This is a genomic window from Uliginosibacterium sp. H1 (assembly GCF_036017065.1).
In the GTDB taxonomy this organism is placed as follows: Bacteria; Pseudomonadota; Gammaproteobacteria; order Burkholderiales; family Rhodocyclaceae; genus Uliginosibacterium.
The window spans coordinates 669,256-695,503 of record NZ_JAYXHR010000001.1 but is presented as its reverse complement, the minus strand read 5'-3'; the positions used below and the strand labels follow the sequence as shown (position 1 = coordinate 695,503).

The 26,248-nt window shown below is 64.2% G+C and carries 30 protein-coding genes; 25 read left to right on the top strand and 5 right to left on the bottom strand.

Features of this window, described 5'->3' with window-relative positions:
* Positions 1 to 145 precede the first annotated feature (145 nt).
* The 12 genes from VVD47_RS03185 (at position 146) to VVD47_RS03130 (ending at position 11,216) form a co-directional block, all read left to right on the top strand.
* A complete protein-coding gene (locus VVD47_RS03185) occupies positions 146 to 1,006 on the top strand; it encodes a CheR family methyltransferase (protein WP_327601952.1) in 861 nt (286 codons plus the stop codon).
* A gap of 61 nt (positions 1,007 to 1,067) precedes the next feature.
* The gene (gene cheD, locus VVD47_RS03180) at positions 1,068 to 1,667 is read left to right on the top strand and encodes a chemoreceptor glutamine deamidase CheD (RefSeq protein ID WP_327601951.1); all 600 of its coding nucleotides are present in this window, start codon (positions 1,068 to 1,070) and stop codon (positions 1,665 to 1,667) included.
* Positions 1,668 to 1,676: 9 nt separating this feature from the next.
* Positions 1,677 to 2,801: a protein-glutamate methylesterase/protein-glutamine glutaminase gene (locus tag VVD47_RS03175; RefSeq protein ID WP_327601950.1), complete on the top strand. Its 1,125-nt coding sequence runs from the start codon at positions 1,677 to 1,679 to the stop codon at positions 2,799 to 2,801.
* A 90-nt stretch (positions 2,802 to 2,891) separates the two neighbouring features.
* Entirely contained in the window at positions 2,892 to 3,197 is a 306-nt protein-coding gene (locus VVD47_RS03170; RefSeq protein WP_327601949.1) for an STAS domain-containing protein, read from the top strand.
* A 508-nt stretch (positions 3,198 to 3,705) separates the two neighbouring features.
* Entirely contained in the window at positions 3,706 to 4,665 is a 960-nt protein-coding gene (locus VVD47_RS03165) for a chemotaxis protein (RefSeq protein ID WP_327601948.1), read from the top strand.
* 37 nt (positions 4,666 to 4,702) lie between these two features.
* Positions 4,703 to 5,638, top strand: a complete 936-nt coding sequence (locus tag VVD47_RS03160; protein WP_327601947.1) for a chemotaxis protein — start codon at positions 4,703 to 4,705, stop codon at positions 5,636 to 5,638.
* Between the two features lie 24 nt (positions 5,639 to 5,662).
* Positions 5,663 to 6,058, top strand: coding sequence for a chemotaxis response regulator CheY (cheY, locus tag VVD47_RS03155; protein ID WP_327601946.1), 396 nt, complete (start codon positions 5,663 to 5,665; stop codon positions 6,056 to 6,058).
* Positions 6,059 to 6,083: 25 nt separating this feature from the next.
* Positions 6,084 to 7,040, top strand: coding sequence for a protein phosphatase CheZ (cheZ, locus tag VVD47_RS03150; RefSeq protein WP_327601945.1), 957 nt, complete (start codon positions 6,084 to 6,086; stop codon positions 7,038 to 7,040).
* Positions 7,041 to 7,082: 42 nt separating this feature from the next.
* Positions 7,083 to 9,014 carry a chemotaxis protein CheA gene (locus VVD47_RS03145; protein WP_327601944.1) on the top strand — a complete coding sequence of 644 codons (1,932 nt, stop codon included), beginning with the start codon at positions 7,083 to 7,085 and terminating at the stop codon, positions 9,012 to 9,014.
* 118 nt (positions 9,015 to 9,132) lie between these two features.
* On the top strand, positions 9,133 to 9,453 hold the full coding sequence (locus VVD47_RS03140) for a DUF3135 domain-containing protein (protein ID WP_327601943.1): 321 nt from the start codon (positions 9,133 to 9,135) through the stop codon (positions 9,451 to 9,453).
* Positions 9,454 to 9,513: 60 nt separating this feature from the next.
* Positions 9,514 to 10,428: a cysteine synthase CysM gene (gene cysM, locus VVD47_RS03135; RefSeq protein WP_327601942.1), complete on the top strand. Its 915-nt coding sequence runs from the start codon at positions 9,514 to 9,516 to the stop codon at positions 10,426 to 10,428.
* Positions 10,428 to 11,216 (top strand): 3'-5' exonuclease, encoded by a 789-nt coding sequence (locus VVD47_RS03130; RefSeq protein ID WP_327601941.1) that lies wholly within the window; start codon positions 10,428 to 10,430, stop codon positions 11,214 to 11,216. The genes cysM and VVD47_RS03130 overlap by 1 nt, the downstream gene beginning before the upstream one ends.
* Before the next feature lie 77 nt (positions 11,217 to 11,293).
* Here VVD47_RS03130 and VVD47_RS03125 read toward each other — a convergent pair whose 3' ends face one another.
* Positions 11,294 to 12,091 (bottom strand): inositol monophosphatase family protein, encoded by a 798-nt coding sequence (locus VVD47_RS03125; RefSeq protein WP_327601940.1) that lies wholly within the window; start codon positions 12,089 to 12,091, stop codon positions 11,294 to 11,296.
* A gap of 97 nt (positions 12,092 to 12,188) precedes the next feature.
* Here VVD47_RS03125 and VVD47_RS03120 point away from each other — a divergent pair, with 97 nt between their 5' ends.
* The 11 genes from VVD47_RS03120 to iscX all read left to right on the top strand — a co-directional run bounded on the left by VVD47_RS03120 (position 12,189) and on the right by iscX (position 20,478).
* Positions 12,189 to 12,929 (top strand): RNA methyltransferase, encoded by a 741-nt coding sequence (locus tag VVD47_RS03120; RefSeq protein WP_443080956.1) that lies wholly within the window; start codon positions 12,189 to 12,191, stop codon positions 12,927 to 12,929.
* Positions 12,930 to 12,982: 53 nt separating this feature from the next.
* A complete protein-coding gene (gene cysE, locus VVD47_RS03115; protein ID WP_327601938.1) occupies positions 12,983 to 13,720 on the top strand; it encodes a serine O-acetyltransferase in 738 nt (245 codons plus the stop codon).
* Positions 13,721 to 13,801: 81 nt separating this feature from the next.
* Complete coding sequence (gene iscR / locus VVD47_RS03110) at positions 13,802 to 14,290, top strand: Fe-S cluster assembly transcriptional regulator IscR (protein ID WP_327601937.1); 489 nt, start codon at positions 13,802 to 13,804, stop codon at positions 14,288 to 14,290.
* 5 nt (positions 14,291 to 14,295) lie between these two features.
* Positions 14,296 to 15,447: a cysteine desulfurase family protein gene (locus VVD47_RS03105; protein WP_327601936.1), complete on the top strand. Its 1,152-nt coding sequence runs from the start codon at positions 14,296 to 14,298 to the stop codon at positions 15,445 to 15,447.
* Positions 15,448 to 15,473: 26 nt separating this feature from the next.
* A complete protein-coding gene (locus VVD47_RS03100; protein ID WP_443080926.1) occupies positions 15,474 to 16,685 on the top strand; it encodes an IscS subfamily cysteine desulfurase in 1,212 nt (403 codons plus the stop codon).
* A 33-nt stretch (positions 16,686 to 16,718) separates the two neighbouring features.
* Positions 16,719 to 17,105 carry a Fe-S cluster assembly scaffold IscU gene (gene iscU, locus VVD47_RS03095; RefSeq protein ID WP_327601934.1) on the top strand — a complete coding sequence of 129 codons (387 nt, stop codon included), beginning with the start codon at positions 16,719 to 16,721 and terminating at the stop codon, positions 17,103 to 17,105.
* A gap of 2 nt (positions 17,106 to 17,107) precedes the next feature.
* Positions 17,108 to 17,431 (top strand): iron-sulfur cluster assembly protein IscA, encoded by a 324-nt coding sequence (gene iscA / locus VVD47_RS03090; protein WP_327601933.1) that lies wholly within the window; start codon positions 17,108 to 17,110, stop codon positions 17,429 to 17,431.
* Positions 17,432 to 17,496: 65 nt separating this feature from the next.
* Positions 17,497 to 18,009, top strand: coding sequence for a Fe-S protein assembly co-chaperone HscB (gene hscB / locus VVD47_RS03085; protein ID WP_327603174.1), 513 nt, complete (start codon positions 17,497 to 17,499; stop codon positions 18,007 to 18,009).
* Between the two features lie 50 nt (positions 18,010 to 18,059).
* Complete coding sequence (gene hscA, locus VVD47_RS03080; protein ID WP_327601932.1) at positions 18,060 to 19,925, top strand: Fe-S protein assembly chaperone HscA; 1,866 nt, start codon at positions 18,060 to 18,062, stop codon at positions 19,923 to 19,925.
* Positions 19,926 to 19,939: 14 nt separating this feature from the next.
* Positions 19,940 to 20,287: an ISC system 2Fe-2S type ferredoxin gene (gene fdx / locus VVD47_RS03075; protein WP_327601931.1), complete on the top strand. Its 348-nt coding sequence runs from the start codon at positions 19,940 to 19,942 to the stop codon at positions 20,285 to 20,287.
* Positions 20,284 to 20,478 carry a Fe-S cluster assembly protein IscX gene (gene iscX, locus VVD47_RS03070; RefSeq protein ID WP_327601930.1) on the top strand — a complete coding sequence of 65 codons (195 nt, stop codon included), beginning with the start codon at positions 20,284 to 20,286 and terminating at the stop codon, positions 20,476 to 20,478. Before fdx ends, iscX begins: the two co-directional genes overlap by 4 nt.
* Positions 20,479 to 20,550: 72 nt before the next feature.
* Here the strand turns inward: iscX and VVD47_RS03065 are convergent, their stop codons facing one another.
* Positions 20,551 to 21,000, bottom strand: coding sequence for a response regulator (locus tag VVD47_RS03065; RefSeq protein WP_327601929.1), 450 nt, complete (start codon positions 20,998 to 21,000; stop codon positions 20,551 to 20,553).
* A gap of 209 nt (positions 21,001 to 21,209) precedes the next feature.
* On the opposite strand from VVD47_RS03065, the gene VVD47_RS03060 reads away from it, so the two are divergent.
* On the top strand, positions 21,210 to 22,547 hold the full coding sequence (locus VVD47_RS03060) for an HD-GYP domain-containing protein (RefSeq protein WP_327601928.1): 1,338 nt from the start codon (positions 21,210 to 21,212) through the stop codon (positions 22,545 to 22,547).
* A gap of 24 nt (positions 22,548 to 22,571) precedes the next feature.
* Here VVD47_RS03060 and VVD47_RS03055 read toward each other — a convergent pair whose 3' ends face one another.
* From VVD47_RS03055 to VVD47_RS03045, 3 genes are read right to left on the bottom strand one after another with little or no spacing between them, the layout of a single operon-like run.
* Positions 22,572 to 23,342 carry a hypothetical protein gene (locus tag VVD47_RS03055; protein ID WP_327601927.1) on the bottom strand — a complete coding sequence of 257 codons (771 nt, stop codon included), beginning with the start codon at positions 23,340 to 23,342 and terminating at the stop codon, positions 22,572 to 22,574.
* A 9-nt stretch (positions 23,343 to 23,351) separates the two neighbouring features.
* Positions 23,352 to 24,869 (bottom strand): fumarate hydratase, encoded by a 1,518-nt coding sequence (locus tag VVD47_RS03050; RefSeq protein WP_327601926.1) that lies wholly within the window; start codon positions 24,867 to 24,869, stop codon positions 23,352 to 23,354.
* Between the two features lie 50 nt (positions 24,870 to 24,919).
* Positions 24,920 to 25,483, bottom strand: a complete 564-nt coding sequence (locus tag VVD47_RS03045) for a YqhA family protein (protein WP_327601925.1) — start codon at positions 25,481 to 25,483, stop codon at positions 24,920 to 24,922.
* A 304-nt stretch (positions 25,484 to 25,787) separates the two neighbouring features.
* On the opposite strand from VVD47_RS03045, the gene gspG reads away from it, so the two are divergent.
* Entirely contained in the window at positions 25,788 to 26,234 is a 447-nt protein-coding gene (gene gspG, locus VVD47_RS03040; RefSeq protein WP_327601924.1) for a type II secretion system major pseudopilin GspG, read from the top strand.
* The last annotated feature ends 14 nt before the right edge of the window (positions 26,235 to 26,248 follow it).

Genomic DNA, 26,248 nt, shown 5'->3' with positions numbered 1-26,248 from the left:
GGTGGGTTCTTTGGGCGGCCTTCCAACCCGTACTGGCGGGGTGGCGAGTGTGGGTGGCGCTTCCAGAGACACGGCGACGCAACCGCCTCGCCCCGAACGTCCGCGCTTGAGTCCCGAGGAGTTGAAACGGGCCCAGCAGGGGGCGATGGAGTCGCTCCGCAAGATCGACACGGGCACTCGCGAGTTCGCCTTCACCCCGGCGGACTTCGAGCGCGTGCGCGCCCTCATCCACAAGCAGGCCGGCATTTCCCTGTCACCGGTCAAGCAGGACATGGTGTACAGCCGCCTGGCGCGGCGCCTGCGCAGCAAGGGCATGAAGACTTTCTCGGAGTACCTCGATGCGCTGGAGAAGGGCGGTGATCCGGCGGAGCGCGAAGCTTTCGTCAATGCGCTGACCACCAACCTCACTTCGTTCTTCCGCGAAGCGCATCACTTCGACATCCTCAATACCCATCTGCGTGGCATCGCCGAGAAGCGACCCATCAAGATCTGGTGCTGCGCGGCATCGACGGGCGAGGAGCCGTACTCGCTGGCGATCACTGCCTGCGAGGCCTTCGGCGGCCTTACGCCCCCGGTGCAGATCACCGCGTCCGACCTGGACACCAACGTGCTGGCTCACGGCCAGCGCGCGGTATATGGCATGGACCGCGTCGAGCGCCTGGAGCAGGACCGGCTGCAGCGTTATTTCCTGCGCGGTACCGGTGAGCAGGACGGCTTCGTCCGCGTACGCCCCGAGTTGCAGCGCCTGGTGAATTTCCGGCAGATCAATCTGCTGGACAAGAGCTACCCGGTGCAGGGGCCGTTCGATGCGATCTTCTGCCGCAACGTGATGATCTATTTCGACAAGCCGACGCAGTACCAGATCCTCGAAAAGTTCGTACCGCTGCTGCGTCCGGAAGGCCTGCTGTTCGCGGGGCACTCCGAGAACTTCATCCACGCTGCCAACCTGTTCCGCTCGATGGGAAGAACCGTCTATGCACGCGCGGACGCCGCCGCCAGGAAGTAGCGCGACACAGGCCGTGGCCGTTGCAGCGTCCCCGAGGGCTGCGCCTGACTACAGCGCCAGTTTGCGCGACCAGCTCGCCGGCAACCGCTATTTCGACCGCGGCTTCGGCTGCGAGGCGGTCAAGGTGCTGCCGGGCGAGTACTACGTGACCGGCGAGCGGATGGCGATCGTCACCGTCCTGGGGTCCTGCGTGTCCGCCTGCGTGCGCGACCGCGTACTGGGCGTGGGCGGGCTCAACCACTTCATGCTGCCTGACGGCACCATCGGTTGCGATGCGCGGCCCCTGTCCGGCTCGGCGCGCTATGGCGTGTTTGCCATGGAGATCCTGATCAACCACCTGTTGAAGCTGGGGGCGCAGCGTGAGCACCTGGAGGCCAAGGTCTTCGGCGGTGGTCGCGTCATGGCGAAGTTGGCGGGCTCGCAGGTCGGCGAGCGCAATGCCGAGTTCGTGCTGGACTATCTGCGAACGGAGAAGATCCCCCTGCTCGCCGAGGATCTCGGCGACATCTATCCGCGCAAGGTGTATTTCTTTCCGGCGACCGGGCGGGTCATGGTCAAGCGGCTGATCGAACTGAAGAACGGCACCGTCGTCGAGCGTGAGCGCGAGTACGCGCAGCGCCTGAACGACCAGCCGGTGGCCGGCATAGTGGAACTGTTCTGAGGACGACCGATGAAGACCCGGGTGCTGGTTGTAGATGACTCGGCGCTGATGCGCAGCATCCTCTGTGAACTGATCAACGCAGCGCCCGACCTCGAGGTCGTCGGCACCGCGGGTAGCGCGCAGGCCGCCCGCGAAGCCATCAAGCAACTGTCGCCCGACGTGCTGACCCTGGACGTCGAGATGCCCGGCATGGACGGGCTGGAATTCCTGGATCGCCTGATGCGGCTGCGGCCGATGCCGGTGATCATGATCTCCGCGCTGACCGACAAGGGCTCCGAGACCAGCCTTCGCGCGCTGGAGCTCGGGGCGGTGGACGTCATTTCCAAGCCACGCGTCGAACCGGTGGCCGGCATGCAGCGCTACGCGGACGAGATCTGCGACAAGATCCGCGCCGCCCGCTTGTCCCGGCCACGGGTCATGCCCAGGGCCGACCCCATGCCGAACCGGAACGGGACTGCCCATGTTGCAAGCGGGGGTGCAGCAAAGGCGGGCGCGGCAAACCCGCCACCGTCAAACCTGCCTCAACTGGACGCACGGACCCTGGCCGAGAAATATATATATATAGGCGCCTCGACCGGCGGCACAGAAGCGATCAAGGAAGTCCTGACCCAGCTACCGGCCAGCATGCCGCCGATCCTCATCGTGCAGCACATGCCGGAAATGTTCACCGGCTCGTTCGCACGCCGGCTCGACAGTCTGTGCAGGATCCGCGTGAAGGAGGCGGAGGACGGTGAGCGCATCCAGCCTGGCACCGCCTACCTCGCGCCCGGGCATTCCCACTTGCGCCTGCGCCGCACAGCGGCCGGGGCGGTATGCGAGTTGTCGCGCGACGAACCGGTCAACCGTCACCGTCCCTCGGTGGACGTGCTCTTCGAATCTGCTGCGCGCTGGAGTGGCAGCCAGGCCTTGGGGGTAATCCTTACTGGCATGGGAAAGGACGGCGCTCGCGGTATGCTCGCCATGCGTCAGGCCGGGGCATGGAACATTGCGCAGGACGAGGAAAGCTGTGTAGTCTGGGGCATGCCGCGGGAGGCGGCATTGATTGGTGCAGCGCAGGAGGTCGCCGCCCTGCGGGATATCCCCACCCGTCTGCTTGCCCGCCTCAAGGGGGAAGGGCGCGGGAGCAACATGTAAAATGCTGGCTCGGGCAGGGCGCAACTCAAGAGTTGGCGCCATCTGACGATAGAATCGCATAATAGCTACAAGAACACTGGAGTCGCACCTATGGAAGCAAACGTGACGGTCAACGATGGGCAGGCAACCTTGCACCTGTCGGGCCGCTTCGATTTCAAGGCGCATCGTGAATTCCGCGAGGCCGTCGAAAAGCTGCTGTCCCAATCGCCGGGCCGTTCAGTCAGCGTCGATCTGGCCAGTGTTTCCTACCTCGACAGTTCAGCGCTCGGCATGCTGCTGATGCTGCGCGACAAGGCCAAGGCTGCCAGCCGCGAAGTCCATCTCACTGGCGTCAAGGGCAATGTCCGTCAGGTTCTGGACATCGCCAACTTCTCCAAGCTGTTCACGATCAACTGATCGCGGACGTGCTGCGCAACATGCGAAGGCCGGGCTTGTCCCGGCCTTCTGCTTTTCCGGCGGCCCCTTCCCGGCCGTCGTCGCCGTTCCCCAAGTGTTCCGCTGGATATCCCGCGCGGCATCGACGCGGTATCCACATGGTCTCCATCCTCCTGCCCGACGGCCTGCTGGGTATTTCCCCTCATGCATGACGGGGCCCGCGCCCTAAAGTAGCTGGTCGCCCGGACCGATATCCGGGCTGAGAGCAGCTTGTCTGGCAGGAAGCCGGCATTGATGGCGAGCCGGTTCCGGTGCCGTCAAGCCGGCGAAAAAGCGGGGTGAAGTGTTGCACGATGTGTCGGCCCCCGTTCATGCGTGCAAAAGCTGCTGGATGCGGCTCTCCGGCTGGGTTTCAGGGATGACGCAGCGCAGCTTTACGACTTAAGTTTGCCTGAAAGGCGTCGTAAACCCTGTAGCAGTGGGGCACCTGCGCAGAGCAGGTGCAAAAACGAAACAACGGAGCACCCAAATGTCCGAATTGCTCAAGGCGGTTGATGCGCGAACCCGGTTGGCGGGAACCAACAAGCTGGAGATCCTGCTTTTCTCACTGGGCGTCGACGCACGTACCGGTCGCCGCGAGAGTTTCGGCATCAATGTGTTCAAGGTGCGTGAGGTGATGCGCACGCCCGCGATCACCGCCGCGCCGGACATGCAGGCTGGCGTCGAGGGCATGGTGTCGCTGCGCGGCCAGTTGGTGCCGGTGGTCGACCTTGCCAAGTACTGCGGCATCGACCGCGAAGGCAAGCGCGAGATCATGATCGTCACCGAGTACAACGGTCATACCCAGGGTTTCCTGGTCGAGGCGGTGGATACCATCCTGCGCCTGGACTGGTCGAACATGCGCGTGCCGCCAGACATGCTGACCAATCGCCTGGGCGGTATGGTCACCGCGGTGAGCGAGCTGGAAGACAGTCGACTCATCATGATGCTGGACGTCGAGAAGGTGCTCTCCGAGACCACCAAGTACGACGACGAATTCATGTTCCGCGACATCAAGCCGATCGGTCGCGACATGATGGTTTTCTACGCGGACGACTCATCGGTCGCCCGCAAGCAGATCGAACGCACGCTCAACGTGCTGGGCCTGCGCCACAGCGGCGCGATCAACGGGCGTATCGCCTGGGAAGAGCTCGACAAGATCGCCACCCATGCCGAGATGACCGGTCGCAAGGTGTGGGAGCTGGTGCACCTGATCCTCACCGATGTCGAGATGCCCGAGATGGATGGCTACATCCTCACCCGCAAGATCAAGTCCGACCCGCGCTTCGACGGCGTGCCGGTGCTGATGCACTCGTCGTTGTCGTCCATGTCCAACCAGACGCTGGGCAAGTCGGTGGGCGTGGATGGCTACGTGCCGAAGTTCGAGCCGCACAAGCTGTCGGACGCGATCCGCGCCATGCTGGCGCCGGAACAACTGGTTGCGGCCTGAGCGCCGCGCCGAGCATCAACCCAGGCGATCGAGAAACATGGATACGCAAAACTCCAACCTGCTTGAATCGATAGACGGCCGTACCCGGCTGGCGGGCTCCAATCGCATGGAGATCCTGCTGTTCAGCCTCGGTACCAGCGAGATTTTCGGCATCAACGTGTTCAAGGTGCGCGAAGTCTCCAAGACGCCCTTCATCACCAAGTCGCCGAACATGCCGCATGGCGTGGAGGGGCTGATTTCCCTGCGCGGCAACGTCATCCCGGTGCTGTCGCTGGCCAAGGTCATCGGCTTGGCGAAGCCGGGCGCCCCGCTGGGTGGTTCGATGATGGTGACCGAGTACAGCAAGCGCACGCTGGGCTTCCTGGTGAATGACGTCGATCGCATCATCCGCGTGGAGTGGAGCAAGGTCCGCCAGCCCGAGAACATGGCGGCGCAGAACTTCATTACCGCCATCACCGACCTGCCGGACGGCAAGCTGGTGTCGATCCTGGACGTCGAGACCATCATGGCGCAGACCTTCGGTGAGCCGGCGATCGGCAGCATCGAAGCGATCGACCAGGACGGCGAGCGCAACATCTTCTTCGTGGATGACTCCAGCGTCGCCCGCCGCAAGATTGCGGAAGTGCTCGACAAGCTCGGCATCCGCCACAAGCATGCCCTGAACGGCATGGAAGCCTGGACCCGCCTGGAAGGCCTGGCCACGCACGCACAACAACAGAAGCGGCGTCTCGCCGAAGAACTCGACCTGATCCTGGTCGATGCCGAGATGCCGGAAATGGACGGCTACGTACTCACTCGCCATATCAAGAGTGACAGCCGTTTCGACGGAATTCCCGTCGTGATGCATTCGTCCCTGTCATCGGAGGCGAATCGCTCGATGGGCAAATCGGTGGGCGTGGATGCCTATGTCGCGAAGTTCGATGCGGAAATTCTCGCCGATACGTTGCGCCCGTATCTCATGAAAGCAAAGTAAGCAAGGACAGAGCCGGAGAAAACCATGTCGGATCCCAAAATGAAATTCCTGGTTGTTGACGATTTTTCGACCATGCGCCGGATTGTCCGCAACCTGCTGAAGGAACTCGGATACACCAACGTCGACGAGGCGGAGGACGGTGTCGCAGCGATGCAGAAGCTGACCGCGGGCGGCTTCGATTTCGTCGTGACGGACTGGAACATGCCGAACATGACTGGCATCGAGCTGCTGCGCGCCATTCGCGCCAATGCGCAGCTCCAGCACCTGCCGGTGCTGATGATCACCGCCGAGGCGAAGAAGGAAAACATCATCGAGGCCGCGCAGGCAGGCGCCAGCGGCTACATCGTGAAGCCCTTCACCGCCGCGACCTTGTCCGAGAAGCTCGGCAAGATCTTCGAAAAAATGAAGGCAGCTGCCTGATCTGCGCCGACAAGGAGTCCACAACATGGCCAAGCGGCAAAAAGCAGACGAGTCCGGCGACAACGCCGAACTGCAGGCACTGTTCGACAACATTGCTGGTGAAGCAGGCAAGCCCAAGCTGGAAGTCGTAGCCGGCACCGACTCCGAGGAGTCGGGGGATTCGGACGACCTGCAGAACCTTTTCGATTCCGTATCCGCCGGTACCAGCCCTGCGGCACCGGCGGCGGCCGTTACTGCCACGGCGGCAGGGGAGATCGGCGATTCGCCCGAGCTCGAAGCCCTGTTCGACACGGTGGCTTCCGGCGGCGCGGCCCCTGCGGCGGCCCGCACGCCCGAACCCATCGTGGTTCACATTCCGCAGACCGCGGAAGAGCGTCAGGAGTCGGTGTTCAACAAGCTGGGCAACCTGACCCGCTTGCTGCACGACACGCTGTGCGAACTCGGCTACGACAAGAAGCTGGAAGAGACCGCGCAGAAGCTGCCGGATGCCCGCCAGCGCCTGACCTACATCTCGCAGATGACCGAGCAGGCGGCCAGCCGCGTGTTGAACGCGACCGACGTGGCCAAGCCGATCCAGGATCGCGTGGAAGAAGACGCCAGTGCCTTGTCCTCACGCTGGGACAAGCTGTATGGCCGCGAACTGTCGGTCGATGAATTCAAGCAACTGGCTGGCGACACGCGAGCCTTCATGAACCAGGTGAAGGAAGACAGCAAGGTCGTCAATGCGCAGCTGCTGGAAATCATGATGGCGCAGGACTTCCAGGATCTGACCGGGCAAGTGATCAAGCGCGTGGTCGACATGGCCCAGACGCTGGAGACCGAACTGCTCGGCGTGCTGATCCAGTCGGCACCGGAAGGCAAGCTGAACCTGGCGGCGGACGAAGGTCTGCTGAACGGTCCGGTGGTCAATGCGGCGGGTCGCGACGACGTGGTGACCAACCAGGAGCAGGTGGACGACCTGCTCGAAAGCCTGGGCTTCTGAGCCAACCGAGCAAATCTGAGCGCGTTCTGAGCGGAGTACGAGATGAGTGACTTTGGGGGCATGGAAGACCTGTTGCAGGATTTCCTGATCGAGGCCGGCGATCTGTTGTCAGGTGTGGACAACAAGCTCGTCGACCTGGAGCGGGCGCCGAATGACAAGGGCTTGCTCAACGATATTTTCCGGGGCTTCCACACCATCAAGGGTGGAGCCGGCTTCCTCAACGCGACCGAACTGGTCACGCTGTGTCACCTCACTGAGAACCTGTTCGACAAGCTGCGCAACGGTGAGCTGTCGATCACGCCGGAGGCGATGGACGTCATCCTCGCCGCCACCGGCGCGGTGCGCGACATGTTCGGTCACCTGGAGCGCGGCATCCAGCCGTCGCCGGCTGATCACCAGATCATTGCCCAGCTCAAGCTGGCGCTGGCCGGCGAACTCAAGGCCGGCGCGGTGCCCGCGGCAGCGCCTGCGCCCGTTGCCGGGAAGCCGGTCGCGGCGGTTGCGCCCGCGCCGCAGCCCATTGCGGCGGCTGCCAGCATTGGTGCGGATGGCATCGACTGGAACGCCTACTACTTCGCGGTGACCGGCGTCCAGCCGGGTGCCGTGGTGTCGGTGCCGCCGGGTGAGCCCGAAGTGCATCTGGAAGACGCCAAGGCCCAGGAGATCATCCAGGCTGCGATCGGTCGCCGTGCGGCCGACAAACCCGGCTACAGCGGCCCGACCGGTCGCCGTACCGAGGAACGCCAACGCGACAACTCGATCCGGGTCGATACCTCGCGCCTGGACCAGGTGCTCAACCTGTCGGGCGAAATCGGCCTGACCAAGAACCGCCTGAACGCGCTGCGCAGCGACATCCTGAACGGCAAGAACGACACCGACACGCTGCATGCGCTGGACGTAGCGGTCAGCCAGCTCGACCTGCTGGTCTCGGACCTGCAGAACGCCGTCATGAAGACGCGCATGCAGCCCATCGGCCGCCTGTTCCAGAAGTACCCACGTATCGCGCGCGACCTGGCCCGTTCGCTGGGCAAGGACGTGGAGCTGGTGCTGGAAGGCGAGGACACCGAAATCGACAAGACGATGATCGAGGATCTGTCCGATCCGATCATCCACTTGATCCGCAACGCGGTGGATCACGGCGTCGAACTGCCGCATGAGCGCCTGGCCGCCGGCAAGCCGGACAAGTCCTTCGTGCGCCTGGAGGCGCGCCAGGAAGGCGACCACATCCTCATCCTCGTGGCCGAAGACGGCCGCGGCATGAATGCCGAGAAGCTGCGCGCACGCGCCGTGGAGAAGGGCCTCATCTCGGATGAGGAAGCCAACACCATGGATGAGCGCCAGAGCTTCAACCTCATCTTCCTGCCGGGTTTCTCGACCGCGGCGCAGGTCTCCGACGTGTCGGGCCGCGGCGTGGGCATGGATGTGGTGCGTACCAACATCCAGAAGCTCAACGGCACCATCGACATCAAGTCGGAACTGGGCAAGGGCACCACCTTCATCATCTCGCTGCCGCTGACCCTGGCGATCCTGCCGGTGCTGCTGGTGTGCCTGGAAGACCAGCCGTTCGCGGTGCCGCTGTCCATGGTCCGCGAGATCCTGCCCATCGTCCCGAACGAGGTGCAGGAACTGGGCGGCCGTGCCACCCTGGTGGTGCGTGGCGAAGTCCTGCCGATCGTCTCGCTGGCAAGCCTGCTGGGCTGGCCGCAGAACCAGGTGCCGGAGTACGGCGTGCTGATGCAGACGGCGGAACAGAGCTTCGTGCTGGCCATCGACAGTTTCGCCGGCCGCGAGGACGCGGTGATCAAGTCGCTGGACGACTTCCGTCCCAAGGGCGTGGCCGGCGTGACCACGCTGTCCAATGGCCAGATCGTGCTGATCCTGGACATGAAGGAACTGCTGGCAGCGATGGGCGACCAGAAGGTGGCGACGCGTTCGGCCTTGCTGCTGGAAGACCGGATCGCCCAGGCAGCCTGATTGCTGCGCTGCGCAAGGGCTGAGACTTAATACCGCCTAGAAAGCTATCGTCGGCTTGAATGCCGCCAGTACCCCGGCGTAGGATGGGGTCACTGGCGGCATTTTCATTGGAGCGGCGGTGACCCATCCCTCGCATGAGAACTTCGATTTCGACTACTGGAGCGCGCTCGCCAGGCGCGATCCGGCGGCGTTCTTCGCGGAACGCACGCAGATGATCGACGCTTTCATCGCGTCCGTGCCGGCCCAGCATCGCGATGGCCTGCGCAATCTGCAACACCTCATCGACGCCACCCGCCTCGAAGCCGGAACGCCCATGCAGGCGGTGCGCAAGATGATGGGTATGCTGGGTGACCAGCTCGGCGCCCTGCAGGGGCAGCTCGTCGAGCTGCGCAAGGAGTCGGACCGACTCGCCGCGGCCGCCGAGCGCCTGCGTTCCTGAGGACGGTCCAGCCCACTGCAGTATCATTCGCCGTGTTTACCCCCCATAACAACACGGCCCATGTCCACTCAACGGCAGTTCCCCACTCTTGAAGACTACGTCGGCAATACGCCGCTGGTGCGCCTGAAGCGCCTGCCCGGCGACGCGATTACCGCACGTAACAACGTCATCCTTGCCAAGCTGGAAGGCAACAACCCGGCGGGGTCGGTGAAGGATCGTCCCGCGTTGTCGATGATCCAGCGCGCCGAGAAACGCGGCGACATCAAGCCGGGCGACACGCTCATCGAAGCCACCAGCGGCAATACCGGTATTGCCCTGGCCATGGCCGCTGCAATGGGCGGCTACAAGATGATCCTCGTGATGCCGGAGAACCAGAGCGTCGAGCGTCGCCAGACCATGCGTGCCTTTGGCGCGGAGCTGGTATTGACGCCGCGCGAAGGCGGCATGGAACTGGCGCGCGATGTTGCCGAGCGCATGCGCAATGAAGGGAAGGGCATCATCCTCGACCAGTTCGCCAACCCGGACAATCCGCAGGCGCACTACGAAGGTACTGGCCCGGAGATCTGGCGCCAGACCGATGGCCGCATCACCCACTTCGTCAGCAGCATGGGCACCACCGGCACCATCATGGGTTGCTCCCGCTACTTGAAGGAAGTGAATCCGGCGATCCGCATTGTCGGTTGCCAGCCGGAAGACGGCTCGCAGATTCCCGGCATCCGCAAATGGCCGGAGGCTTACCTGCCTTCGATCTTCGACCGCAGCCGCGTCGACCAGGTGGAGAACGTCAATCAGGCTGAGGCGGAAGAAATCACGCGTCGTCTGGCGCGGGAAGAAGGCATCTTCGCTGGCATCTCGTCCGGCGGTGCGATGGCCGTGGCGCTCCGCATCGCCGCGCAGGTGGACAACGCAGTCATCGTGTCCATCGTCTGCGACCGGGGTGACCGCTACCTGTCTACCGGCGTGTTCCCTGCCTGATGGCTGCGACGCTCGTCTTCGACATCGAGTCGATTCCCGACGTTGCGGGCATCCGCAAGCTGGAGAACCTGCCGGACGATCTTGCCGACAGCGAAGTCGCGGAGTGGATGTTCCAGAAGCGTCGCGCGGCTACGGGCTCGGACTTCCTGCCGCATTTCCTGCAGCGCATCGTCACCATCAGTTGCGCGCTGCGTGACGGCAACAGCTTCCGCGTGTTTTCGTTGTCGGAGCCGGATACCGATGAGGCCGGCATCATCCAGCGCTTCTTCGACGGCATCGAGAAGTACACCCCGCAGGTGGTGTCGTGGAACGGTGGCGGTTTCGACCTGCCGGTACTGCACTATCGGGGCCTGCAGCACGCGATCGTCGCGCCGCGCTACTGGGACATGGGCGATGGTGATTACGCGGACAGCCGTGAATTCAAGTGGAACAACTACATCAGTCGCTACCACACACGGCACCTGGACCTGATGGACCTGCTGGCGATGTACCAGCCGCGTGCGAGCGCGCCGCTGGATGATCTCGCCAAGCTGTGCGGCTTCCCCGGCAAGCTGGGCATGGATGGCAGCGCAGTGTGGGGCGCCTATCAGGACGGTAAAATCGCCGAGATCCGTGATTACTGCGAGACGGACGTGGTGAACACTTACCTGGTGTTCCTGCGCTTCCAGCTGATGCGTGGCGCACTGGATGCGGACACCTATGCGCAGGAAATCGAGTTGGTACGTGACACGCTGTCGCGCAATGAGGCTGCCCACTGGAAGGAATTCCTCGCTGCCTGGAAGTCCTGACAGTTCCCTGACCGTTCCAGGTGAGCGACGAAAAAAAGGCAGCCCGCGGGCTGCCTTTTTTCTTGTGTACTTCCGGCTCAGGCCGCCAGGTCGATGCCCTTGTGCGCCTGTACGATCTGCAGCAGCGGCGCAAAGATCTTGGGCGAGCCTGCCACCAGATTGCCCGTCTTCAGGTAGTCGGCTTCGCCACCAAAGTCGCTGACGAGCCCGCCCGCTTCGCTGATCAGCAACGCGCCGGCCGCCATGTCCCAGGGCGACAGGCCGATTTCGAAGAAACCGTCGAAGCGGCCGCAGGCGACGTACGCCAGATCCAGCGAGGCTGCGCCCGGACGGCGCAGGCCGGCGGTCTTCTCGGTCAGTTCGCGGAACATGCCGAGATAGGCATCCACGTGCTGCAGCTGCTTGAACGGGAAGCCGGTGCCGAGCAGGGCCTCGTTCATGCGCGCACGCTTGGAAACGCGGATGCGGCGATCATTCAGGAAAGCGCCGCGACCGCGCGTGGCGGTGAACAGCTCGTTGCGGCTGGTGTCGTAGATGACGGCCTGTTGCAGCACGCCTTTCTGGGCCAGCGCGATGGAGACCGCGTACTGCGGCATGCCATGGATGAAGTTGGTCGTGCCGTCGAGCGGATCGATGATCCACTGGAACTCGCTCTGGCCGTCTTCGCCCGATTCCTCCGCGAGGATCGCATGGTCGGGGTAAGCTTCACGGATGACTTCGATGATCGCTTCTTCCGCAGCGCGGTCGACCTCGGTCACGAAATCGTTCTGCTGCTTCGCGCGTACTTCCAGCAGGTCGATGTCCAGCGCGGCGCGGTTGATGATGGTGCCCGCGCGGCGTGCGGCCTTGACGGCGATATTGAGCGTGGGATGCATGAATGCGAATCTCGTCGTGAGCGCCGCGGACGTCAGTGTTCCGGGCGCGTAAAACTCTCGATTATACAACGTGGACCATCAATCTCCCGAGGCGCTGTTGTCTGCGAGCGCCGTGCTGTCCCGCGTGCGCGTTGTGCTGACGCGGCCCAGCCACCCCGGCAACATCGGTTCTGCGGCGCGCGCGATGAAGACCATGGGTCTGTCGCGCCTCTATCTCGTGCAGCCGCGTGCGTTTCCTCATCCGGAAGCCGAGGCGCTCGCATCAGGCGCCACCGATGTACTCGCGAATGCCACGCTCTGCGAATCACTTGCTGATGCACTGGTCGGTGTAACGATTGCTGCGGCCACGACGTCCCGTCGTCGCGAACTGGCGCTGCCCATGCAGTGGTCGCGGGATGCCGCCCGAACCCTCGCATCCGCGGCGCAGCAGGCAGAGGTGGCGCTGGTCTTCGGCAACGAGACCTATGGCCTGTCCAACGAAGAACTGGCGCAGTGCCAGTTGCCGGTGATGATTCCGGCGAACCCGGAATACGCTTCGCTCAATCTCGCGGCCGCCGTGCAACTGCTGAGCTACGAGTTGCGCATGGCGATCGTCGATACCGGTGAGGCGCCTTACCTTGAGGGCGAGCTGGCGACGGTGGATGAAGTGGAGCAGATGTTCGGCCATTTCGAACGCGCCATGACCACCAGTGGATTCTTCAATCCGGACAACCCCAAACGCTTGCTACCGCGGCTGCGTCGCCTGTTCGGCCGCGTGCGGCTGGAGAAGGACGAGGTCAACATCCTGCGTGGCATGCTGGGTGCGTTCGAGGCGCCCTGGCGCAAGCCGAAAAGTTGATCGATTTAGTCGGGCAATCTAGAATCCGGGGCTTCCCGTACTAGAAACAGATCATGTTTGCCCATCTCCGCGAAGACGTCGCCAGCGTTCTGCAACGCGACCCGGCCGCAAGGTCGAAGCTGGAGGTGGTGACCTGTTACCCGGGTATCCACGCCCTGTTGTTCTACCGCCTCGCTCATGCTCTGTGGCTGCGCGAATGGCGCTGGCTGGCCCGCTTCATCTCCCACTTTTCCCGCTGGTTGACCGGTATCGAGATCCATCCGGGGGCGGTCATCGGCCGCCGTGTGTTCATCGACCACGGCCATGGCGTCGTCATCGGTGAGACTGCTGAAATCGGCGACGACTGCACCATCTACCAGGGCGTCACGCTCGGCGGTACGTCCCTGTATCGCGGCCAGAAACGTCATCCGACACTGGAGCACGGCGTCGTGGTGGGCGCCGGTGCGAAGGTGCTGGGAGGCTTCACTGTCGGCGCCGGGGCAAAGATCGGCTCCAACGCGGTCGTCGTGAAACCGGTGCCCCCGGGCGCGACGGCCGTCGGCAATCCGGCACGGATCATCGAAGCGGGTGCGGCCGCACCGGATTCGCCGTTTTCTGCCTACGGCGTCACCCGCAACATGGACGATCCGCTGTCCAAAGCCCTGCATGCCTTGCTGGATCACGCAACCGAGCAGGATCGACGCATCGATGCGCTCGTTGACCGCCTGAAAGCTGCCGGCCTGTGTGCCGAGGGCGAGGTCGATAGCCAGCGGCAATTCGACCACGATTACCTGAGCAAGATTGTCGATTGAAATCTTGACTGAAACTGTCGGGTATTTTAATCTTGACTAAATTCATCGGGAATTCGTTGCCAGCCCTCTGAGGCCCACCCCATGCGGCTTACCACCAAAGGACGTTTCGCTGTCACTGCCATGATCGACCTCGCCTTGCGGCAGGGAGACGGGCCAGTCACGCTGGCAGGCATCAGCGAGCGGCAGAGCATTTCCCTGTCTTACCTGGAACAGCTTTTCGGCAAGCTGCGCCGCCACGAACTGGTGGCCAGCGTGCGCGGGCCGGGTGGTGGATACACGCTGGCGCGCGACATGGCCGGCATTTCGGTGGCGGACATCATCATCGCGGTGGACGAGCCGCTCGATGCCACGCAATGCGGAGGCCGCGAGAACTGCCATGACGACCGCCGCTGCATGACGCACGAACTGTGGACCAACCTCAACCGCACGATGTACGACTATCTGGAGTCGGTCACGCTGGCCGCACTGGTCGAACAACAGCGTGGCCGCGAAGCGGTTCCCTGCGTGACGGTCATCCGAGACGAGCGGCTGCGCACGGCCACCAAGTCCGCTTCCATCCTGGCCGAGTGAGCATCATGTTTGCGCCGGTCTACCTCGATCACAACGCCACCACGCCGCTCGACGAGCGCGTGTTCGCGGTGATGGAGCCATTCCTGCGCGACCGGTTCGGCAATGCGTCGAGCCGCCACGAGTACGGCCGCCACGCGCGGGCCGCGATCGATACGGCGCGAGCACAGGTTGCCGATGCCGTAGGTGCGCACCCTAGCGAGGTTATTTTCACCAGCGGTGGCTCGGAGGCGAACAACCTTTTCGTGAAGGGCGCGGCCGGCAGCCAGCGCGGAGGCGTGGTCGCCATCGGCGCCAGTGAGCACCCCTGCGTGCGCGAGCCGGCCCGCCAACTGGTCGGGCAGGGCTGGCGCATGCTCGAACTGCCGGTGATGGCGACCGGCCACCTGAACACGACGGCGTCCGCCACGTTGATCGCCCAGCACCGCCCGCGCCTGGTGTCGGCCATGCTGGCCAACAACGAGACCGGTGCCCTGTCGAACGTGATGGCATTGGTCGAACCGGTCCGTCAGGCTGGCGGCTGGTTGCATACGGATGCCGTGCAGGCGCTGGGCAAGATCGCACTGGATTTCCGCACACTTGGCGTGCAGGCCATGACCGTGTCGTCGCACAAGATCGGCGGTCCGATCGGCGCAGGTGCGCTGGTGGTGGCCAAGCGCGTCGACATGGCTGCGCAGATTGCGGGTGGTGGCCATGAGCGTGGCCTGCGCTCCGGTACCGAGAACGTCGCCGCGATTGCCGGCTTCGGTCGCGCATGCGAGCTGGCTGTGCAGGAACTGGATGCGCGTGCCGCGCAGATGCGTGTCGCGCGCGACCGGCTGGAAGAGCGTTTGCTGGGCCTGGGCGCCCGTCCTTTCGGTGGCGTCGAGCCGCGCCTGCCGAACACGAGTTACTTCGGTTTCGACAACATCGACGGCGAAACGCTGGTCGCGAAGATGGACCGCGCCGGTTTTGCGATTGCCAGTGGCGCCGCCTGTTCAAGCGCGAATCCCGAACCGTCCCGCACCTTGCTCGCGATGGGCGTGGAGCCGGATGTGGCGCGCACGGCGGTGCGCGTCAGCATGGGTCCGCGCACCACGTCCGAGGATGTCGACCGATTCGCCGAGACTATCGGTGCGATGCTGATTGAATTGAAACGCATGGCTGCAGTGGCAGTCTGACCAGATAAGTACAACAGGGAGTGGTAGTGATGAAGTTCCCCATCTATCTCGATTATTCGGCCACCACACCGGTGGATCCGCGTGTGGCACAGGCGATGATTCCCTGGCTGACCGAGAACTTCGGCAACCCGGCGAGCCGCTCGCACGCCTACGGCTGGACGGCTGAGGAAGCGGTCGAGACCGCCCGCGAGAACGTGGCCGCGCTGGTCGGCGCCGACCCGAAGGAGATCGTGTGGACTTCCGGCGCAACCGAGTCGAACAACCTCGCCATCAAGGGTGCCGCGCACTTCTACGCCAGCAAGGGCAAGCACCTGATCACGCTGAAGACCGAGCACAAGGCCGTGCTCGACACCATGCGCGAACTGGAACGCACGGGTTTCGAAGTGACTTACCTGGACGTCCAGGAAAATGGCCTGATCGATCTGGAAGCCTTCAAGGCCGCGCTGCGTCCGGACACCACCGTCGTGTCGGTGATGTTCGTGAACAACGAGGTCGGCGTCATCCAGCCGATCGCGGAACTGGGTGAGATCTGCCGTTCGCGCGGCATCATCTTCCACGTCGATGCGGCACAGGCGACCGGCAAGGTCGACATCGACCTGAACGCGCTGAAGGTGGATCTGATGTCCTTCTCGGCGCACAAGACCTACGGCCCGAAAGGCATCGGCGCGCTGTATGTGCGCCGCAAGCCGCGGGTGCGCCTGGAGGCGCAGATGCACGGCGGTGGCCACGAGCGTGGCATGCGTTCCGGCACGCTGGCGACGCACCAGATCGTCGGCATGGGTGAGGCCTTCCGCTTGGCGAAGCTGGAAATGGGCGCCGAGCGCGAACACGTGCGTGCGCTGCGCGACAAGCTGCTGGCCGGCCTGACGACGATGGAAGAGGTGTTCGTCAATGGCGACATGGAAGCCCGCGTGCCGCACAACCTGAACATCAGCTTTGCGTACGTGGAAGGCGAGTCGCTGATCATGGCGATCAAGGACGTCGCGGTGTCTTCGGGCTCCGCCTGCACCTCGGCATCGCTGGAGCCGTCCTACGTCCTGCGCGCGCTGGGCCGCAACGACGAACTGGCGCATAGCTCCATCCGCTTCTCCATCGGCCGCTTCACGACCGAGGAAGAGGTGAACTACACGATCGAGTTGCTGCACAACAAGATCGGCAAGTTGCGCGAGCTGTCTCCGCTGTGGGAGATGGTGAAGGAAGGCGTCGACCTGAACACCGTGCAATGGGCCGCTCACTGAGCGCCGCACACCAGAAAGTATCGGAGTACTGAAATGGCATATAGCGAAAAGGTCCTCGACCACTACGAAAACCCCCGCAACGTCGGCTCCTTCGCCAAGGAAGACGGCGAGGTCGGTACCGGCATGGTCGGCGCGCCGGCCTGCGGTGACGTGATGAAGCTGCAGATCAAGGTGGATCCTTCCACCGGGGTCATCCAGGACGCCAAGTTCAAGACCTATGGCTGCGGCTCGGCCATTGCCTCCAGCTCGCTGGTGACCGAATGGGTCAAGGGCAAGACGCTGGACGAAGCGATGAACATCAAGAACACCGCGATCGCCGAGGAGCTGGCACTGCCGCCGGTGAAGATCCACTGTTCGATCCTGGCCGAAGACGCCATCAAGGCGGCGGTCGAGGATTACAAGAAGAAGCACGGAGCCTGATCATGGCCGTCACCTTGTCCGCATCGGCGGCGCGCCACGTCGCCAATTTCATGACGAAACGTGGCAAGGGCGTGGGCATCCGCCTGGGCGTCAAGACTTCCGGTTGCTCCGGCATGGCCTACAAGCTCGAGTATGCCGATGAGCAGGCTACCGATGACCTCATCTTCGAAAGCCACGGCGTTAAGGTTCTCGTGGACCCGAAGAGCCTGCCTTACATCGACGGCACCGAACTGGATTTCGTACGCGAAGGCCTGAACGAAGGCTTCAAGTTCAACAACCCCAACGTCAAGGACGCTTGCGGTTGCGGCGAAAGCTTCAACGTCTGAGTTTCCTGCCGGACTTCCGGGTCTGCGGCCCGTCGTGAGACGGGCCTGTTTTCTTTGTAGCCGTGATCCAGGACTATTTTTCTCTGTTCCAGTTGCCGGAAAGGTTTGCGCTCGATCTGGGCGCACTGGAAGGCGCATACCGGCACGTGCAGGCGCAGGTGCACCCCGACCGCTTTGCGCATCGCTCCGAAGTCGAGCGACGCGTCGCCATGCAGTGGGCGACCCATGCCAACGAGGCTTATCGCGCCTTGCGCAACCCGGTGGAGCGCGCGCGCTATCTGCTGGAGCGCCGTGGCTTGACCATCGATGCCGAGCGCAACACGGCTATGTCGCATGCCTTCCTGATGCAGCAGATGTCCTGGCGGGAAGCGGTGGAAGAGGCGGCCGGCGACGTGCAGGCGCTGAGCCGGCTTGAGAAGGACTTGCAGCGTGACGAAGGGGTCATGCTTGACGATCTTCAACATGCGCTCGACGACGCCAGCGACAATACGCAGGCGGCCGAACTGGTGCGTCGCCTGATGTTCATGGAAAAACTGCGGCGCGAGATCGACGATGCGATCGCGCAGCTTGAAGACTGATCGACCTGCAACATGCTTCATGTGACTGGACTGCCGAGAGTGGAACGCTGATGGCCCTGCTGCAACTCTCCGAACCGGGTGAAACCCCCGCGCCGCACACCCGCCGGCTGGCGGTCGGTATCGACCTGGGCACCACCAATTCGCTGGTCGCCACGGTGAGGCACTCGCTGACCGAGTGCCTGCCGGATGCCGAGGGGCGCAGCCTGCTGCCCTCGGTGGTTCGTTACGCCAAGGGCAGCGTAACCGTCGGCGCGGACGCGCTGGCTGCCCAGGCACAGGATCCGCGCAACACCGTTGCATCGGTGAAGCGCCTGATGGGGCGCGGCCTCGCGGATGCCGATCCGGCCATGCGTGCGCGCTTCGATCTGGTCGACGCCGGCGGCATGGTGCGCATCAAGACGGTTGCCGGCGAGAAGAGCCCGGTGGAGGTTTCCGCCGAGATTCTCAAGGTGCTGCGTGCACGCGCGGAGGAGACGCTCGGCGGCGAACTGGTCGGCGCGGTGATCACCGTGCCCGCCTATTTCGACGATGCCCAGCGGCAGGCCACCAAGGACGCGGCGCGCCTGGCCGGTCTCAACGTGCTGCGCCTGCTCAACGAGCCGACGGCGGCGGCCATTGCCTACGGACTCGATGAAGGGGCCGAGGGCATCTATGCCGTGTTCGACCTCGGTGGTGGCACTTTCGATTTCTCGGTGCTGCGGCTGTCGAAGGGCGTGTTCGAGGTGATGGCCACCAGCGGGGACTCCGCACTGGGTGGTGATGATTTCGATGAAGCCCTCGCGCAGTGGCTGCATGCCGAGACGCGCGGGGCGGATCTCGATTGCGGCTCGCATCGCGCGCTGCTCGCGGAAGCCAGGCGCGTGAAGGAAGCCCTGACGGCATCCGCCACTGTCTCCGCCGAGGTTCCGTTGCTGGGGGGCAGCAAGCGCGCGGTCGAGGTCAGCGCGGGGCATTTCCATGCCTTGACCAGGCCGCTGATCGAACGCTGTTTCGCACCGGTGAGGAAAGCGCTGCGCGACGCCGGGCTGAAGGCGCCGGATATCGAAGCGGTAGTGCTGGTGGGCGGGGCGACGCGCATGCCGCATCTGCGGGAAGCCGTGCAGGCCTATTTCGGTCGCGTGCCTCACACCGACATCGATCCCGACAAGGTGGTCGCCATCGGCGCCGCCATCCAGGCCAACGTACTGGCCGGCAATCGTCGCGCGGATGAAGACTGGTTGCTGCTGGACGTGATTCCGCTGTCCCTCGGGCTGGAAACCATGGGCGGGCTGGTGGAGCGCATCATCACGCGCAACTCCACGATTCCCGTTGCCAAGGCGCAGGAGTTCACGACCTACAAGGACGGCCAGACCGCGATGGCGATCAACGTCGTGCAGGGCGAGCGTGACCTGGTGAGCGAATGTCGCGCGCTGGCACGTTTCGAGTTGCGCGGCATTCCGCCGATGGCCGCCGGCGCGGCGCGCATCCGGGTGACCTTCCAGGTGGACGCGGACGGATTACTGTCGGTGTCCGCGCGCGAGCAGACCAGTGGCGTGGAGGCGAGCGTCAGCGTGAAGCCCAGCTACGGCCTGTCCGACGATGAAATCACCGCCATGCTGCGTGCGGGGGCCGAGCATGCCACCGCCGACATGCATGCGCGGGCGCTGCGCGAGCAGCAAGTGGAAGCCGATCGCCTCATCGACGCGACCCGCCAGGCGCTGGCCGCGGATGCCGCGTTGCTTTCCGCCGAGGAGCGCAGCGCCGTCGACCAGGCCATCGACGCGCTGGCTATCCTGCGCCAGGGCGACGACCACCTTGCCATCAAGGCCGGTATCGAGGCCCTGTCGCGGGCGACGGCCGACTTTGCGGCACGTCGCATGGACCAGGCCATCCGTAACGCACTGACCGGCAGCCGCATCGACAACCTGCCTGTCTGAAAGCACGAGAACCCATGACCCAAGTCGTTGTACTCCCCCATGTAGAGTTGTGCCCGGAAGGCGCCGTCATCGATGTCGCGCCGGGTGAATCCATCCTCGACGGATTGCTGGAAAACGGCATCGACGTGGAGCATGCCTGCGAGAAATCCTGCGCCTGCACGACCTGCCATGTCATCGTGCGGGAGGGTTTCGCTTCGCTGGAAAGCGCCGAAGACCTGGAAGAAGACATGCTGGACAAGGCCTGGGGCCTGGAGCCGAATTCCCGTCTGTCCTGCCAGGCCATCGTCACCGATACGCCGCTGGTCGTGGAGATTCCGCGCTACACGATCAACATGGTGTCCGAGGGAGGCAAGCGCTCATGAAGTGGACCGACACGCTGGACATCGCCATCGAGCTGGCCGAAACGCATCCCGACGTGGACCCGACACGGGTGAATTTCGTCGACCTGATGACCTGGGTGATGGCCTTGCCCGGCTTCGACGACGACCCCAAGCGTTGTGGCGAACGCATCCTGGAAGCGATCCAGGCTGCGTGGATCGAAGAGCGCGACTGAATCGGCGTCCTTCACAGACAACAAAAAAGCGAGGCTGGTCCTCGCTTTTTTGTTGTCTGTCGCGTGCGGCCTCTAATCGAAGCGGGACTCCGGCACTTCGTTCAGGCTCAGCCAGTACTGGCCGAGCTGGCCGACCGTCTGCAGGAAGCGCTCGAAATCCACCGGTTTGCGCACATAGCTGTTCGCCCCGAGGCTGTAGGCCTCGTGGATGTCCTGATGCTCTCTCGATGTGGTCAGCACGACCACCGGCAGCAGGGCCGTGCGCGAATCGGCGCGGATGCGGCGCAGCACTTCCAGGCCATCGATGCGCGGCAGCTTGAGGTCCAGCAGCACCACGGCGGGCATGATGCCGAGGTCACGTCCGGCATGCCGCCCGGTGCCGAACAGGTAGTCCAGCGCATCCACGCCGTCGCGCGCCACCACGATCTCGTTGGGAATGCGGTTCTTGCCGAAGGCGCGCAGCGTCAACGCTTCGTCATCGGGATTGTCTTCGACGAGGAGGATCGGGCGGTCGGACGACATCGTGGGCTTTCAGGCGCAGCGCCGCTGCGGCAGTGTTTTCCGGACTGGTTTGGACACTTGTCCGGCTGATTCTAATCGAAGCCCGTGTCCGGCACGTACCGGAACATGCTGCCGTCTGCCATGCCGACGGGCGGGTAACCCTCAATGTCTGCATGCGCGCGCCGATATGGGAAAGGTTGCCGTCTTGTCCGCCCGGAGCGCAGACCCCCATGCCCGATCTGTCCCTGCCAGCGCATTCCAACAAATACTTCCTGCACGGCTTGATCCAGCTCGCGCGTCATCGCGACGTCGAAGTCGTGGAGGACATCTATGCGCAGAACGGCATGAAGCTGATCGCACGCGGCAGCCGCGTCGACGCCGGGCTGTACGAGCGGGTGGTGAGCCACAAGCTGGCGCGGCCGATCGAAACCTCGGTGGCGGCCGCCGAATTGCCCGGGCCGGAGATCTACCGGCGCGAGGCGGAGCGCCTGCTCGATACCTTTCCTTTCGTGCGTTGCATCTGCGACTGGTCGAACGGTCGCGTCAGTCCGGTCGACATGCTGGCCGAGATGCGCTTCTCGCCACAGGCAGCCACCTTGCTGGCGGTCGCCGAGCAACGCATGCCAGGCATGCGCAGCCACGACGTGCTGGTGTCCCTGCTGGCGGTGGGCCTGGCCAACGTCTACCGCTACAACGACGCCGAGTTGCTGGCCGCGGTGGGCATCGCCGGCATGTTCCACGATGTCGGCGAGGCCTATGTCGACCCTGCACTGTTGCGCGCCGAACGCCCCCTGAGCCCGCGCGAATGGATGTCCTACACCGCGCATCCGATCATCGGTGCTGCGCTGGCGCGCGAGGTCGGCGGCTTCGACAGCCTAGTGCAGCGCGGCATCCTTGAACATCACGAACGCCTGGATGGTTTTGGCTATCCGCGCAGCCTGCGCGAGGACGCCTTCTCGGTGGCCGGACGTCTCGTCGCGCTGGCCGAGACCTTGTCCGCACTGGTACAGAAGCAGGCGCCATGCAGGCGTATCGACATCGCGCTCAAGATCATGCCCGGCGAGTACGAGCCGGAACTGGTCAGCCTCGTGTCGGACCTGATCGACGAGGTCGGCATCGAGGGCCGCGACCGCCTGGAGACGTTGGGCGACATCCAGACATCGATCCACGACGTTTTCACGCGCATCGCCCGCGTGCTGGCGGCCCACGACATGGTGCAGGTGCAGGCGCGCAGCATGTCGGCGCGCGCGCGCGGCTTCCTGGAGGATGTGTTCGAGCGTTTCGTGCGGGTCCAGCGGGCTTTTGCGAGCACCGGCGTGGCCGGTCTGGCCGAGCTGGGCATGGCCATGAGCGACGAGGAGTTCATCGAGTTCCAGTTCGAGGCCGGTTGCGTGCTCGACGAAATCGCCTGGCGGCTGATGAAGCTGTCGCGCGAACTGGTGCTGCAGAGCGCAACGCTGGACGAGGGAGATCGCCGCCTGTTGATGCTGCTTGCCGAGGCCATGGCCGGCGGGCAGGGCGGCGAGGGGCTGGGCACGGCCCAGGGTTCTGTCCTGGCCACGCTGTAGGCCGGACTTGCCCCGGCCTTGTGGCTAGGGGCGCTTCAGCCAGCCTATCTCGGCGGCACTCGCCGGGCCGATCAGGACCTGGTTCAGCGAGCGCGGGATGTCCGACTCGGACTCGCTGCGCGGGATGCGGCCGGCCATCAGTTCGGCCATCTGCTGCGGATAGCGTGGCTGCGCGTCCGGCTCGGCAAAACCATCAGGCCAGTTCGGCTGCAGGTCGGCGCCGTATTTGTCGGTAGCGCCCAGCGTGTGCAGGAATTCGTGGGCGATCACCATGGCGTTGCTGCCACGCATCGCGCGTGAGGCGAAAGCGTTGATGACCCCGATCTGCCCCTTCTGCAGGCCATGCGAATGCAGCATGCGCGCATTGCTTTGCGGGTCGTGGTACAGCACGTAGAGCCGCACATCCGGCTTCAGCGAGGTGGCCGGCGTGTTGCGCCAGGCCCACCATCGCAGCTTGAGGCTCCAGGCAATGGCCGACAGGGCGCTGGCCTGGGTGGGCGACGGTGGTGGTTTGACGCTCACGGTAGGCCCGAGCGCGACGTCGATCGGTCGCAGTACGTCGACACCATGGCGCTTTGCCTCCTCGGCAATGAACTCCGTGATGTCCGCGAAACTGTCTGGTTGCAGGCCGCGGATGTAGGCCTCGCTCGCCGCACTGCCATCCCCGTTGATCGGGAACACGGCGATGTGCAGGGTGTTCTCCCAGGACGTGGCGCGCTGCTGCGCGCGCCAGCTACCCAGGGCGACGGTGGCCAGGACCAGCAGCAGGACGGCGATGCGGAGCTTGCGGAACACGCGGGCCGGTCAGGCGACGGTGACGGGGATCTTGCCGATCTTCGCCTGCCACTCCTTCGGCCCGGTGTTGTGCACCGAGGTGCCGGCGGAGTCGACCGCCACGGTCACCGGCATGTCCTCGACGGTGAACTCGTAGATCGCTTCCATCCCCAGATCGGCGAAGGCCACGGTGCGCGAGGCCTTGATGGCTTTCGACACCAGGTAGGCGGCACCGCCCACGGCCATCAGGTACACCGACTGGTGCTTCTTGATCGCCTCGATGGCGGTGGGGCCGCGCTCGGACTTGCCGATCATGCCGAGCAGGCCGGTCTGCGCCAGCACCTGTTCGGTGAACTTGTCCATGCGGGTGGCGGTGGTGGGGCCAGCCGGACCCACTACTTCGTCGCGAACCGGATCGACCGGGCCTACGTAGTAGATGAAGCGGCCGGCCAGGTCGACCGGCAGCTGTTCGCCCTTGTTGAGCATGTCGACCATGCGCTTGTGCGCGGCGTCACGGCCGGTGAGCATCTTGCCGTTGAGCAGCAGCACGTCGCCCGGTTGCCACGATGCGACTTCCTCGCGGGTCACGGTGTCCAGATTGACGCGCTTGCCCTTGGAGGTGTCGTAGGTGATCGACGGCCAGTCGTCCAGCGAGGGCGGGTCCAGGTAGACCGGGCCGGAGCCGTCCAGCGTGAAGTGGGCGTGGCGGGTCGCGGCGCAGTTCGGGATCATGCAGATCGGCAGGCTGGCGGCGTGGGTCGGGTAGTCGAGGATCTTCACGTCCAGCACGGTGGTGAGGCCACCCAGGCCCTGGGCGCCGATACCCAGCGCGTTGACCTTCTCCCACAGTTCGATGCGCAGTTCTTCGATGCGGTTCTGCGGGCCGCGCGCGATCAGTTCCGGCATGTCGATCGGGTCCATCAGCGATTCCTTGGCCAGCAGCGCGGCCTTTTCCGCGGTGCCGCCGATGCCGATGCCCAGCATGCCCGGCGGGCACCAGCCGGCGCCCATGGTCGGCACCGTCTTGAGCACCCAGTCGACGATGGAGTCGGAAGGGTTGAGCATGACCATCTTGCTCTTGTTCTCAGAGCCGCCACCCTTGGCCGCCACGGTGATGTCCACCTTGTCGCCGGGGACGATCTCGTAGTGGATCACCGCCGGCGTGTTGTCCCTGGTGTTCTTGCGACCACCCGCCGGGTCAGCCAGGATCGAGGCGCGCAGCTTGTTGTCCGGGTCGTTGTAGGCGCGGCGCACGCCTTCATTGATGGCGTCGTCCAGCGAGCCGGGGAAGCCTTCCCAGCGCACCTCCATGCCGACCTTCACGAAGATCGTCACGATCCCCGTGTCCTGGCAGATCGGGCGATGGCCCTCGGCGCACAGGCGCGAGTTGATCAGGATCTGCGCCATGGCGTCCTTGGCGGCCGGGCTCTGTTCCAGCTCGTAGGCCCTGGCGAGGTTGGTGATGTAGTCGACCGGGTGGTAGTAGCTGATGTACTGCAATGCAGCGGCCACACTGTCGATCAGGTCGTTCTGGCGGATGGTGCTCATGGCGAAGTCCTTCTGTTGCTTCTGTTATGTATGCGCGCTTGTAGCCTGGCTCAGTGCGCGTCTTTGTCGTGCTTGATGGCCGGGGTCATGAGGCGATCGCAGGCAGCGATCGCCATGGCGGAGAGCAGGAAGGCCAGGTGGATGCCGGTCTGCGCCCACAGCACCTTCTCCGAATACGCCTCGGCGTTGATGAAGGTCTTCAGCAGGTGGATCGAGGAGATGCCGATGATCGCGGTGGCCAGCTTCACCTTCAGCACCGAGGCGTTCACATGCGACAGCCACTCCGGCTGGTCGGGGTGGTCCTCCAGATGCATGCGCGACACGAAGGTCTCGTAGCCGCCAACGATGACCATGATCAGCAGGTTGGAGATCATCACCACGTCGATCAGGCCCAGCACCACCAGCATGATGGTGGTTTCGGTCAGCTTGCCCTTGTCCGCACCGTAGCCGACGGACTGGGTGATGTGCGCGAGGGCGTCGGCGTTGCCGAAGGCAGCGCCGATCAGATCGACCAGCTCCACCCAGAAATGCACGACATAGACGGCCTGGGCCAGGATCAGACCCACGTAGAGGGGGAGTTGCAGCCAGCGGCTTGCAAAGATGAGGCTGGGCACGGGCGGGAGCTTTTTATAGGGAGACGGCGACATGGCGGCGGGCGTAGGGAACGATAATTATCGAGGGGAGCCGAAGGCCTGACAGGGGCGCTTTGCGGCGGTGGTCATTTTACCGTGTGGCGCTTTGCTGCGGGCGCGAAGGTGGCTCGCGGTGATTCGTGATGTAATGCACCCCCTTGCGTTGGCCCGCAGATAACCTTGTGGCAATCTCGGCCCGCACATAATAAATACGGCGCGCTCATCAACCGAGACATCAAGGCGCCGATATAGAGACACGGATGGTCGGCAGGAGGAGCTTGTGGCAATGAAGAAGCAGTCGTTGGATCCGGTGCGTCGCCATGCGCGCGCAGTTAGCGGTTTTACCCTGCTGGAGTTGCTGGTGGTGGTGGCCATCATCGGCATGCTGGCGGCCTACGTCGGCCCCAAGTACTTCGGCGTGCTGGGCAATACCGAGCAGAAGTCGGCCCGTGCGCAGATCAAGCTGTTGTCGGACGCGGTCAAGCTCTACCGTCTCGACGTCGGCACCTATCCCACCACCCAGCAAGGCCTCAACGCGCTGTTGCAGCAGCCCGGCGGCGTGAGCGGCTGGAAGGGGCCTTACCTGGAAAAGAAGGGCGTGCCGCTGGATCCGTGGAAGAAAGCGTACATGTACCGCTTCCCCGGCACCGACGGCCGTGACTTCGACGTCTATTCCTACGGTAGCGACGGTCAGCCCGGTGGCGCCGACAACGCTGCCGACGTGACGGACTGACCGGCTCACCCGGG